This is a genomic window from Mesorhizobium sp. M8A.F.Ca.ET.208.01.1.1 (genome assembly GCF_004791315.1).
In the GTDB taxonomy this organism is placed as follows: domain Bacteria; phylum Pseudomonadota; class Alphaproteobacteria; order Rhizobiales; family Rhizobiaceae; genus Mesorhizobium.
The window spans coordinates 156,310-168,542 of record NZ_SRUT01000001.1; the positions used below are offsets into that span (position 1 = coordinate 156,310).

Consider the following 12,233-nt stretch of genomic DNA (forward strand, 5'->3'; position numbering starts at 1 on the left):
GCCAATGCGGCACCGTCAGGGGGCGCGAGACAGAGAATTGTATTCATTGCAGCGCCGCGCGTCTCCAGAGACGCGCAAAGGACGCTGCAAGATGAAAGTCGAAATTGACTTTCGGGGTCATGCGCTAGCCGCTAGCTTGGATTAATTGTGCGCAGTCGAAGTCGAGGATTCGTCCATGCAGCGATTCGAGAATGCCCGCGAGGCGGCACTGGCGCTTCGCCCGGACGATCCGGTCTATTGCTTCCGCCCGCAGGTGCTGAAGGCCGATGCCAGGCAGTTCATGGGCATGTTCCCCGGCAAGACCGCCTATGCGGTCAAGACCAATGGCGAGCAGATCGTGCTGAAGACGCTGGTCGAGGCCGGCGTCACTGCCTTCGACGTCGCTTCCCCAGGCGAGTTCGCCGCCGTGCGCGCTGTCTCGCCCGATGCCGAGATGCTCTACATGCACCCGGTCAAGGCACAGTCCGACATCAAGCTGGCGCTGGAAAAATACGGCATCCGCGTCATTTCGCTCGACCATGAGGACGAGATCACTAAGCTGACCCGGGTGGTGCGGGCGCTCGATATCGATCCGGGCGCGGTCACCGTCTTCGTGCGCGTGCAGACCAAGGGGCATGCCGCCTACGAGCTGTCGAAGAAATTCGGCGCCGGGCCGGCCTATGCGGTCGAACTCGCCGAGCGGCTGAACCGCACCGGCTACAAGGTCGGCCTGTGCTTCCACGTCGGCAGCCAGATCGAGGACCCCGACACCTATGAGCGGGCATTGGCCTCGGCCGACTGGGTGCGCAACCGGCTGACCTTCGACATTGCGGGGCTCGATGTCGGCGGCGGTTTTCCGGCCGAATACGGACATGATCCCAACCGCAAGCAGATCGAGATGCCGTCGCTCGGCCAGATCATGTCGCGGCTCTCCGGCGACCTGAAGGAATATCAATTCGACCAGGTACCGCTCGTGGCGGAGCCGGGCCGGGTGATCGTGGCGCGCTGCCTGTCGCTGATCGTGCGCGTGCTCCTGCGCAAGGGCAAGCGGCTCTACATCAATGACGGCATCTGGGCGTCGCTATCGGATTCATGGACCGGCAAGATCACGCTGCCGGCGCGCTTCATCCCCGATCCGGCGATCCGCACGCGCAATGGCGACGAGAACAACATCGTGCCGTTCAAAGTGTGCGGCGCGACCTGCGATTCCGTCGATATCCTGTCGCGGCCGTTCTGGCTGCCGGAAACCGTCGATACCGGCGACTGGATCGAGATCGGCCATATCGGCGCTTACTCGCTGTCGCTCAGGACACGCTTCAATGGCTTTTATCCCGATACTTTCGTCGAGGTGACGACGCCCTTCGACGAGGGCGACGCGCCACAGGGATTTGCGAGCCTGGAGACGATGGCGGATTAAGCTTTCTTCCTCCTCCTTTTGTGGGCCTATTGCGTAATTGGCTGGTTGTGATTCCCTGAGATGAAGCTCGGAGGAATCGCAATGCGGGCCAGGTCCAGCACCTTCGGGGCGAAGAGTTCTTGCGGCATGGACCTGCGAAAGAGCTACTTGACGATGGACGCTAAGCCGAAGAGAAGTGTCTAGGGCGTCGGTGGAAGTTTGTATCGAGCGGCTACTATGGTATTATATTTCCTTATAGGCGTTATTTTGATGGCGGCTTTTATTATTGCCGTTTCTGGTTATGTTCAAAATGCGTATTATAAAAGGAAATCTGCTCACTGGCCATCTGTCGAAGCGACAGTAATAGATCGTCTTTTGCAGGGATCCGATCCTCCGGATTATTGCCTGGAAGTGCGATACGAATTTAACGGGAGACTTTTCCATTCTATCCTCCGTGACAATTTACACAAAGTTAGTGACAGGATGGATGTGGGGGAAAAATTATTTGTGAAAATAAATCCAGAAAATAATTCTATCTGCTATTTAGGCTGATTTTCGACAGAATCGGAGCGCTGGGGAGGAAATGCGAAAGACCCGCCAGCCACCTTGCCGCCAAGAAAAACCTCCGCCAAGCTGACCCGTTTGCTTCACCGCCATTGCGATTCATCCGAGTTTCATCTCAGAGAATCACAACCAGCCAATTACGCAACAGGCCCACAAGGGGAGAAGGAAGAGGGAGCTACAGCTTTCCCAGCAACTCCGGCGTCGGCCAGCCATCAACCGGCAGGCCTAGCCGCATCTGCTCCTTGCGGATGGCTTCGCGGGTATTGGTGCCCAGAATGCCGTCGACCGTGCCGACATCGTAACCGCTGGCCTCAAGCTTGGTCTGCAGCGCCTTCATCTGGTCGTTGTTGAGACCCGGCTCGGGATTGCGCGGATCGAGGGGCGGTGCGCCCGCCAGCCGCGCGGCAAGATTGGCCGCGGTCAGCGCGTAGGTGAAGGACTGGTTCCATTCGAGATAGACGTCGAAATTCTCATAGGTAAGGAAGGCCGGACCCTTGCGGCCCATGGGCAGCGCCAGGCCGGCCTGCAGGCCCTTGTCGACCAGCGGCGAGCCGTCGGGGTTGGTGACGCCCCACTGCGCCCACTGTGTCAGCGGCAATTTGTTGGTGCGGCCGGTCTGGTCCCATGGCATCTCGTCGGGCACGCGCACTTCCTGGATCCAGGGCTCGTCGCGCTTCCAGCCGCGCGACAGCACCTTGTTGCCGGTGGTCATGATCACGTCCGGCACGCTGTTTCGCAGGTCGATCTTGCCGTCCCCATCGCCGTCGACGCCGCGCGCAAGATAGTCGGATGGCAGGATCTGCGTCTGGCCGATCTCGCCGGCCCAGGCGCCCGTGACGTCGGCCGGCAGCACGCCGCGATCGATCAGTTCCAAGAGCGGGACCAGTTGCTGCCGGAACAATTGCGGGCGGCGGCAGTCATGCGACAGCGTCACCAGTGCGCTCAGCGTGTGGAAATCACCCTGGACGGCGCCGAAATCCGTTTCAAGCGCCCAGAAGGCGGTGATGACAGGCGCCTGGACGCCGAACTGCTGGTCGGCGCGGGCGAAGATATCGGCGTATTTCTTCATGTTCGCCGCACCTTGCTTCAGCCGGTAGGCCGAGATCATGCGGTTAGAAAACTGGACGAAGGTTTGCGTGAAGACTCCCTGGGCGCGGTCGCGAGCCAGAGCCTTCTCGTCGATCCTGGCATCCTCCAGCGCATCGAGACCGACGGCGCCGACACCGGCAGCCTTGGCTTCCGCCGCCACACCCTGTTTCCAGGTTTCGAAATCGCCGCCGCATTCCTGCGCCATCGCCGGCAAGGCCGTGGCGCACAAGAACAGCGCCGCGAGGGCTTGAGAACGCAGTCGCATCAGCTTCCTTTCGAAACGAAGAGGGCTTTGTCGTGCCTGGAGGCCAACGCCCTGAATTACCAGCGGTTGCACTCTTTACCGCTGGTAGTGTCGAAAAGCAGGCGGCAGGCCCGGTGTCAACGGGTCTTCTGCGGTGGCCCTTCTTCCAGACGGCTTCGCTGCCGTTGCCACGGTGTCAACGGGTCTTCTGCCGCAGCCACCAATCCAGCCGGCCTCGCTACCGTTGCCATGGTGTCAACGGGTCTTCTGCGGCGGCCCTATTCCTGGTGTCTTCGCAGCCTTTGCCACGGGGTCAACGTGTGTTCTGCCGCAGCCACTTGTTCCAGGCGGCTTCCGAGCCGTTGAAGACGTTGATGTCGGACTTGCCGGTCATGCCGGGAACGATGCCGGTTCCGGTGTATTGCCAGAAGGTGAAGGGGTGGCTGCCATACTTTTCGCGCGGGTGGCCGGCGACGGAGCGCAGCCAGTAGGGATAGCCACGGAAGGTCGACAGTTCGTTGTCATCAAAGAAATCGACCGAGGTGTAGATGATCGGCTTCTTGCCGTAATGCCGCTCGACGATTTCGAGGAAGGTGGTCATCTCAGCTCGCACGGTGGCCGGGTCGGGGCGCAGGCGGCAGGTCGGCGATTTCGGGTTCCATTCCATGTCGAGAACCGGCGGCATGGCGGAGCGGTCGACAGGCACGTTCTGGATGAACCAGCGCGCCTGCTGCGCCGCCGGAGTGCAGAAATAGAAGAAATGATAGGCAGCGCGCGGAACGCCGGCGGCTCTGGTGCGCGCCCAGTGCTCGCTGAAATATTCATCGAAGCGGTCGCCACCCTCGGTTGCCTTGATGAAGGCGAAGGAGATGCCGCTGGCCTTGGCCGTCGGCCAGTCGACCGAGGTCTGGTATTTGGAGACGTCGGTGCCGTGGACGGCATAGTTCCACGGCGCGCCGCTGTCCCACTCATGCGGCTTGGAATCGGCAAAGCGCGGCGCGCGCACGGCCACCGTCGGACTGCTCGATGCGGACGGCGACAGCGGCGAGAAATCGTCGACGGTCGAGCAGGCGCCGAGCAGCGTCAGCATGAAAAGGACCGCAAGACGGCGCATCGCAACTTCCAAGCCGGAATCAGCCGGTCGCTGATGGGTCTGTGCACCGATGGCCGAAGTTGGTCTGGCCCCCTCCAGGCGATCGCCCCACGCATCGCCCAGCATAGTCGTTTTTCGTGCATGTCGTTGTCCCAAAACCGCTGCGCACTTCTGGGCGACATGCATCCCTGTGATCGCCGATCATGGTTGATAATCCGTTGATGGCGCTCGACAAGAACACCGATTTTGCGGAAGCAATGGCGGCAAATCGATGACATAAGGTCAGGCGAGCGCCTGGGAGGCAATGGATGCGGTTCGTCGTCAAGATCGTCAAATGGCTGCTTGGCCTGATCGTGCTGGCGGTCGCCGCGCTGTTTGCCTGGCTCTATATCGCGCCGCCGGAACTCATCCGCGTCGGCTCGGGCTATTCGGCCAAGATCGTCTGCTCCAACGTCTTCATCGCCGGCCGCGACGCCAATGAGGTGCTGGCCGTCGATGTGCAGGCGCCCGGCCATCCGCTGCTACGGCTGATGCGGGTCTCCGTCGACAAGAACCGGGGGACGGTTTCGGCCGGCCTGCTCGGCTTCCTCGGCAAGAGCGAGGCGGTCGCCCGCGACGGGCTGGGCTGCGCCTCGGTTCCGGACGGCGATGTCGGCAAGGCGCGGCGCACGACGGTCCATGCCGAACCCGCGGCGACAAACCAGGATGCGCCGTGGCCGGAGGGCGAACGGGTCGATGCATCGCAGAATCCAGAGGTCTCGAAGGTCGTCGGCGACGATGCCATGGCCGGCGCCGGCATGCGCGCGATCGTCGTGGTCAAGAACGGGCGGGTGGTCGCGGAGCGCTATGGCGACGGCTTTTCGGCCAAGACGCCGCTGCTCGGCTGGTCGATGACCAAGACGGTCAACGCCGCCATCGTCGGCACGCTGGTCAAGGACGGCAAGATGGCGGTCGACAACAAGGACCTGTTTACGCCTTGGAAGAGGGACGGCCGCGCCGCGATCAGCCTTGCCGACATGATGGCGATGTCGAGCGGGCTGGAATTCAACGAAGACTATGGCGACGTCGCCGATGTGACGCGCATGCTCTATCTCGAACCCGACATGGCGGGTTTTGCCGAAGCCAAGCCGCTCACCGGCGAGGTCGGCAAGATGTTTTCCTATTCGAGCGGCACGGCGGTGATGCTGTCGCGCCTCTGGCAGGACGCGATCGGCGACAAGGCCAAGGCGCTGACATGGCCGCGCACGGCTCTGTTCGAGCCGCTCGGCATGCACAGCGCGGTGCTGGAAACCGACGAGCAAGGCACCTTCGTCGGCTCGTCCTACCTCTATGCCACGGCGCATGACTGGGCTCGCTTCGGCCAGTTCCTGCTGCAAGGCGGGGTGTGGAACGGCAACCAGGTGCTGCCGGCCGGCTTCGTCGACTGGATGCGCGAACCGGCGCCCGCCTCGAAAGTCTACGGCAAGGGCCAGCTGTGGATCGAGGCACCGGGCGACGAGGAAAACCCCGGCGCCGGCGTTGCGGCAGGCCTGCCCAGGGAGACTTACTGGATGGAAGGGCATGACGGGCAGACCGTCGCCATCATCCCGTCCGAGCAATTGGTCGTGGTGAGGCTCGGGCTAACGCCGGCCAAACTCAACTATCGCCCGCGGGCGATGGTGGGGGCGCTGGTGAAGGCGCTGCACTAGCTAGCTGTGTGGCCCAATCACCGCCAGCCAGGCATAGCCACGATAAAGCGTGCGAAAACGGAAGGTTGCGCCGGTTCGCTCGGCCTGCGATTCCAGAACATCACGCAGGGATTCGCGTGGCGTGACGTGGAATTTCTTCAGCCAACCGCGCAGCAACGCGCGGAACCACCCCGGCAGACCTTCCTGCTGGCCGAAATCGACTATGTGCAGCGACCCCGTCGGGGCCAGCGCGGCAAGTGCTGCCGAGACCGTCTTCTCCCAGCCCGGGATCATCGATAGCGAATAGGAGACGAAGACCCGGTCGAAGCTGCCTTTGCCGAATAGTGCCTTGGCGTCGAAATCGGTGGCGTCGCCTCGTGCCAGCACGACGCGGTCCGACAGGCCTTCGCGGTCGATCGCCTTGCTCGCCGTTTCCAGCATTTCGGCCGAAATATCCAGGCCGAAGAAGCGGGCATCGGGATAGGCGCGGGCAGCCAGGATGATATTGCGGCCGGTGCCGCAGCCGAGTTCCAGAACGGCGCCGCCAGGCGGCACGTCCAGCCCCGCGATCAGCCGGTCGCGGCAAAGCAGGTAGTATTTGCGGGTCAGGTCATAGATGTGGCGCTGCCAGCGGTAGACGCCGTCCATCAGTTCGGCATGGTTAGCCTTGAATTCGGGGCTGGCCGGCAGTTCCGTCGTGCTCATGCCGGGCGCTTCACATAGAGGTGGAAGCCGCCATAGATGGCGGAGCGGTCGCGGGCCGAGAATTCGCGCGATGCTTCGTCCTGATAGTCCCACTGATCGAGCAGCGAGGTCGAGACGCGCCCCGGCAACAGGCTGGGCTCGGCGGCGGTGCGGAAGATGACGCGGGCGCCGGCCGAGGCGGTCCGGGTGATTTCCGACCACAACGCATTGAGCTGGTCGTCGGTCATCCAGTCCTGCGCGTCGAGCAGGATGAAGCGGTCGACGGCGCCGGCATCCTTGCCGGCGAGGAATTCGATCAGGTTGGCGTGATGAATGGCGACGCGGTCTATATTGCCGCGGATGGTCTCGTAGTTTTGCCTTTCGAGATAGGCGGGCAGGGCGGCCTCGCCTGGTTCCGGGTAGCGGCGGGCGAAAGCCTGCCAGGCGAAGTAATTGTTTTCCAGGGGGAAATCGCAGGCGAGCTTTTCCAGCCGGGCCTTCAGGACGCTGGCCATGGTGCCGTCGCCGGAGGTGATCAGCGAATCATATTGCGCCGGCGGGATGCCGAGACCGAACAGCGAGGCTTTTCGCGAGGTCGCCCATTTCAGAAGCTTGTTGTCGAAGACCGGGGCCAGTTCTTCGTTGAAGAAGCGGCGCTGTTCGCCGATGTTGCTGGCCTGCATGATGCCCGCTGGGTCGACGCCAAAGAATTTCGCCGTGCGGTGGCCCATGGCGATGAACAGGCCGAGCAGGCCGGTCTGGTAGAAATTACGATCGAAAACGCCGATGCGCCTATTGCCGCGCCAGTTGCGGCGCTCCCAGTAATGGCGGCTGACCGGATCGAGATGCGGGGCGATGAAGCGGTCGTAGGCTTCGGAATTGTGGCTCGTGTCCGCCGCACCGAAGAAACGGAACAGGTCGCCTTGCGAAGGCAGATGGCGAACCGCCTCCAGCTTCATGCGGTTCAGCGCGATGTGGGCCGCGTTGAGGTCGACGGCGTCGATCTGTGCCGGGGAGCGGGTCAGATAGGCCAGGATGTTGCAGCCGCCCGAGGCGATGGTGACGACGCGGTGGCCCTGGCCGAGCTGCATCGCGTCCATGTCGACGTCGGGGTCTTCCCAGATCTGCGGATAGACGAGGCCGGAAAACAGGAAGGCGAACAGCCGCTCGGAGATGCCGGCTTTCGAAAGCGCGCGGTTCTGGTAGACGGCCTTTCCAACTTCCTTGCCGCGGCGAAAAACCAGATCCGAGGAGACGTCCGTCATGGCAAAGTGATTCCCCATTTGCTTTGGCGCAAGCGGGTAACGCAGGGTCATGACAGGCCGGTGACAGCCTGTTGACGCCTTTCTTACAACTTACCGAACCCGCCGGGCGTCGGCGTGGTCACAATGACGGCTTCGCCAGCGTCGAGCACGGTCTGGTCGCAAGCCTTCAGCGTCTCAACAGTGCCGTCGTTGCGGCGCACCTTGGTCGAGCCGGTCTCGCCGTCGCCGCCGCCGTCCAGTCCTTCCGGCGGGCGGTTGCGGTGCGAGGACAGGATCGCGCATTCCATCGTCTCGAGGAAGCGGATGGTGCGTTTGGTGCCGTCGCCGGCATTCCATTTGCCCTTGCCGCCGGAACCCTCGCGAATGTGAAAATCCTCCAGCACCACGGGGAAGCGCAGCTCCAGCACCTCCGGGTCGGTGAGGCGCGAATTGGTCATGTGGGTGTGCACGCCCGACGTGCCGGCAAAGCCGCGGCCGGAGTTCATGTGTCCGGCGGGCGAACCGGAGCAAATCGTCTCGTAATACTGGTACTGCTTGTTGCCGAAAGTCAGGTTGTTCATCGTGCCTTGCGCATTGGCCATCGCGCCCATGGCGCCGAACAGCGCGTTGGTGACGTGCTGCGAAGTCTCGACATTGCCGGCGACGACGGCGGCAGGGTAGGTGGGCTTGAGCATGCAGCCATCGGGGATGACGATGTTGATCGGCCTGAGGCACCCGGCATTCATCGGGATCATGTCCTCGACCATGACACGGAAGGCGTAGAGCACGGCGGCACGGGCGACCGGCTCGGGCGCGTTGAAATTGTTCTTCATGACAGGCGACGTGCCGGTGAAGTCGACAGTCGCCTCACGCTTTTGCCGGTCGACCGTGATCTTCACCTTGATGACCTGACCGGTATCGGTCGGATATTCATAATCCGACGTGTCCGGCAGCCGTTCCAGCACGCGGCGCACGCTTTCGGCGGCGTTGTCCTGGACATGGCCCATATAGGCCTCGACGACGTCGAGACCGAAATGCGCGACCATCTTGCGCAGCTCCGCCACACCCTTCTCGTTGGCTGCGATCTGCGCCTTCAGGTCGGCGATGTTCTGGTGCGGGTTGCGGGCCGGATAGCGATGCTCGGTGAGCAGCGTGTGCAGCTCCGTCTCGCGGAATTTTCCGCGGTCGACGATGCGGAAATTGTCGAACAGCACGCCTTCCTCGTCGACCGTGGTGGCGAGCGGCGTCATCGAGCCGGGGGCGGTGCCGCCAATGTCGGCATGGTGGCCGCGCGAGGCCGTCCAGAAGAGGATGTTCTTCTGGGTATCGTCGAAGACCGGCGTCACCACGGTGATGTCGGGCAGATGCGTGCCGCCATTATAGGGGGCGTTCAAGGCAAAGACATCGCCGGCGTGGATGTCGCCGGAGTTCAGCCTGATGATGGTCTCGACCGAGCGGTCCATGGAGCCGAGATGCACCGGCATGTGCGGCGCATTGGCGACCAGCGCCCCGGTGTGGTCGAAGACGGCGCAGGAGAAATCCAGCCTTTCCTTGATGTTGACGGAATAGGCGGTGTTCTGCAGCGTCACGCCCATCTGCTCGGCGATCGACATGAACAGATTGTTGAAGACTTCGAGCATCACCGGATCGGCTTGCGTGCCAAGGGCGGCGGCGCGCGCTTTCCTTTCCGTGCGGCGTATGACGACGTGATTGAGGTTGGTGATTTCGGCTTGCCAACCCGGCTCGACGACGATGGTCTGGTTCGGCTCGGTGATCAAGGCGGGGCCTGCGACCAGACTGGACGGCCTGAGGTTCTCGCGACGGTAGACGCCTGCTTCATGCCACCGGCCTTCCGTATAGATACGCCGGCTCTCGGAAGCGGCTGAGTTGACCCTTGCAGGTCCGGTGGGCGCATAGGCTTCGGCGGTCGTCTGGCCGGTTTCGGTGCCTTCGACGCCGACGGTCTCGACGATCATCGGCTTGTCGTCATAGACGAAGCCGAATTGCGCCTTGTGGGCGATTTCGAAATCGCGCCTGGCCTGGAAGATCGAGTCTGCCTCGAAATTCACCGGCAGTGCCGTATCTGTGCCGTCATAACGGATGTGCAGCACCGGCCTGGTGGCGACCGAGCCCTCGGCGATGCCTTGCGCCGCAAGCTCCGCGACCACGGCCCTTTTCAAGATGGCGATGAGGTTGCCGATCTCCGCTCTGGATTCCTCGGCGAGCGGCTTGAGCAGCGCCTGCTGGCGTGAGGCAAAGACCGACGCCAGCCCGATGCCATAGGCCGAAAGCAGGCCGGAGAAAGGATGGATCAGCACCGCCTCCATGCCGAGTGCATCCGCGACCAGGCAGGCGTGCTGGCCACCGGCGCCGCCAAAGCAGTTCAGCAGATATTCGGTGACGTCGTAGCCACGTTGCACGGAAATCTTCTTGATCGCATTGGCCATGTTCTCGACAGCGATCGTGACGAAGCCTTCGGCGACCGCTTCCGGTGAGCGGCCATCGCCGATCCCGGCGGCAAGTGACGCGAATTTCGCGCGCACGGTTTGCGCGTCGAGCGGCGCGTCCTGACCGGGGCCGAAGATCGAGGGGAAGAAATCGGGCTGCAGCTTGCCGAGCATGACGTTGGCATCGGTGACGGCCAGCGGGCCGCCGCGCCGGTAGGCGGCGGGGCCGGGATTGGCGCCCGCGGAGTCCGGTCCGACGCGGAAACGGCCTGCCTCGTAATGCAGGATCGAGCCGCCGCCGGCGGCGACGGTGTGGATGCGCATCATCGGCGCGCGGACGCGCACACCGGCGACTTCGGTGTCGAAGGCTCGCTCATATTCGCCATCATAGTGGGCGACATCGGTGGAGGTGCCGCCCATGTCGAAGCCGATGACCTTGTCGAAGCCAGCGAGCTTGGCCGTCTCGACCATGCCGACCACGCCGCCGGCCGGACCTGACAGCAGCGCGTCCTTGCCCTGGAACATGTCTGCGGCGGTGAGCCCGCCAGAAGACATCATGAACATCAGACGAGGCGGGGATTGGCTGATCTCCCCCCTTGTGGGGGAGATGCCCGGCAGGGCAGAGGGGGGCGCGACAGAACGAGACGTTGGCGGGGCAGCGCCCCCCTCTGTCGGCTTCGCCGACATCTCCCCCACGAGGGGGGAGATTGGCGCCGCGCCCAGTTCTCCCGCCACCCTTTGCACATAGCGCGACAGGATGGGCGACAGATAAGCATCCACCACCGCAGTGTCGCCGCGCCCGACCAGCTTGATCAGCGGCGAGACCTCGTGGCTGACCGAGACCTGGCCGAAACCGAGCTTGCGGCAGACCTTGGCCACCGCCTTCTCGTGGTCTGGATATTTCCAGGCATGCATGAAGACGATGGCAACGGCATCGATGCCATCGGCTTTCGCTTGTTCTATGGCCGGCCGGCAAGCCGCGATATCGAGCAGCCGTTCGACGCAGCCGTCGGCGAGCACGCGCTCGCCGACCTCGATGACGCGCTCGTAGAGTTGCTCGGGAAGAATGATCTCCTTGGCGAAAATGTCGGGTCGCGCCTGGTAGGCTATCCCTAGCGCATCGCGAAACCCCTTGGTGACAAGCAACAACACACGGTCGCCCTTGCGCTCCAGAAGGGCGTTGGTGGCCACCGTGGTTCCCATCTTGATGTCGCCGATCAGGCCGGACGGAATCGCGGCGGCCGGTCCAAGGCCGAGCAGATCGCGGATGCCCTGAATGGCGGCATCGGCATAGGCTTCGGGATTCTCCGACAGCAGCTTGCGCGGATGCAGCCCGCCTTGCGGGTCACGGCCGATAATATCGGTAAAGGTGCCGCCGCGATCGATCCAGAAATCCCATTTGGCGGTCATGCGGTTGTCTCCGGTATTCCGTTGTCCGGTGTCGTTGTTAAAGCGCCGAAGCGCCGGCAGCAATGTCGCCTGCATGCCATTGATGTTACAGGTGGAAACGCAACGTTACGAAACCCTTGGCCCGGTCATGCATTTTCCCTTCGACCGTTCACTGCAACGTGAGCGTGTGTTGAAGGAGAGATGTCATGAAAAAGCTCATTCTTGCGTCGGTTTCGGCGCTTGTCCTGCTTGGCGTCGCGGCATGCAGCGATAGCGGCACCGACAAGACCACGACCCAGAGCACCAATCCGCCGGCCGCCGAGCAGCCGATGAAGCCGGCGGCCCCGGCTGACAATTCGACCAAGCCTGCCGAGCCGGCTCCGGCAACGCCTGCTCCTGCGCCCGCGCAGTAGTTTGTAAGCAGTAAGTGTCTTGGG

The 12,233-nt window shown here is 63.0% G+C and carries 9 protein-coding genes; 4 read left to right on the forward strand and 5 right to left on the reverse strand.

What is annotated here, in order from left to right; genetic code table 11:
* Positions 1 to 175: 175 nt before the first annotated feature.
* On the forward strand, positions 176 to 1,396 hold the full coding sequence (locus EN851_RS00755; RefSeq protein WP_135928329.1) for an alanine racemase: 1,221 nt from the start codon (positions 176 to 178) through the stop codon (positions 1,394 to 1,396).
* 249 nt (positions 1,397 to 1,645) lie between these two features.
* Entirely contained in the window at positions 1,646 to 1,927 is a 282-nt protein-coding gene (locus EN851_RS00760; RefSeq protein WP_189521739.1) for a hypothetical protein, read from the forward strand.
* Positions 1,928 to 2,114: 187 nt separating this feature from the next.
* On the opposite strand, the gene EN851_RS00765 is transcribed toward EN851_RS00760, so the two are convergent.
* Positions 2,115 to 3,293, reverse strand: a complete 1,179-nt coding sequence (locus EN851_RS00765) for a lytic murein transglycosylase (RefSeq protein ID WP_127279250.1) — start codon at positions 3,291 to 3,293, stop codon at positions 2,115 to 2,117.
* A gap of 292 nt (positions 3,294 to 3,585) precedes the next feature.
* The gene (locus tag EN851_RS00770) at positions 3,586 to 4,386 is read right to left on the reverse strand and encodes a GH25 family lysozyme (protein WP_135928331.1); all 801 of its coding nucleotides are present in this window, start codon (positions 4,384 to 4,386) and stop codon (positions 3,586 to 3,588) included.
* A 287-nt stretch (positions 4,387 to 4,673) separates the two neighbouring features.
* Between EN851_RS00770 and EN851_RS00775 the strand changes: the two genes are divergently transcribed.
* The gene (locus tag EN851_RS00775) at positions 4,674 to 6,053 is read left to right on the forward strand and encodes a serine hydrolase (RefSeq protein WP_135928332.1); all 1,380 of its coding nucleotides are present in this window, start codon (positions 4,674 to 4,676) and stop codon (positions 6,051 to 6,053) included.
* On the opposite strand, the gene EN851_RS00780 is transcribed toward EN851_RS00775, so the two are convergent.
* From EN851_RS00780 to EN851_RS00790, 3 genes are read right to left on the reverse strand one after another with little or no spacing between them, the layout of a single operon-like run.
* The gene (locus EN851_RS00780; protein ID WP_135928333.1) at positions 6,054 to 6,737 is read right to left on the reverse strand and encodes a class I SAM-dependent methyltransferase; all 684 of its coding nucleotides are present in this window, start codon (positions 6,735 to 6,737) and stop codon (positions 6,054 to 6,056) included.
* The gene (locus EN851_RS00785) at positions 6,734 to 8,032 is read right to left on the reverse strand and encodes a DUF3419 family protein (RefSeq protein ID WP_135928334.1); all 1,299 of its coding nucleotides are present in this window, start codon (positions 8,030 to 8,032) and stop codon (positions 6,734 to 6,736) included. The genes EN851_RS00780 and EN851_RS00785 overlap by 4 nt, the downstream gene beginning before the upstream one ends.
* 32 nt (positions 8,033 to 8,064) lie before the next feature.
* Complete coding sequence (locus EN851_RS00790; protein WP_135928335.1) at positions 8,065 to 11,817, reverse strand: hydantoinase B/oxoprolinase family protein; 3,753 nt, start codon at positions 11,815 to 11,817, stop codon at positions 8,065 to 8,067.
* 185 nt (positions 11,818 to 12,002) lie between these two features.
* Here EN851_RS00790 and EN851_RS00795 point away from each other — a divergent pair, with 185 nt between their 5' ends.
* The gene (locus tag EN851_RS00795; RefSeq protein ID WP_127275804.1) at positions 12,003 to 12,209 is read left to right on the forward strand and encodes a hypothetical protein; all 207 of its coding nucleotides are present in this window, start codon (positions 12,003 to 12,005) and stop codon (positions 12,207 to 12,209) included.
* Positions 12,210 to 12,233 lie beyond the last annotated feature (24 nt).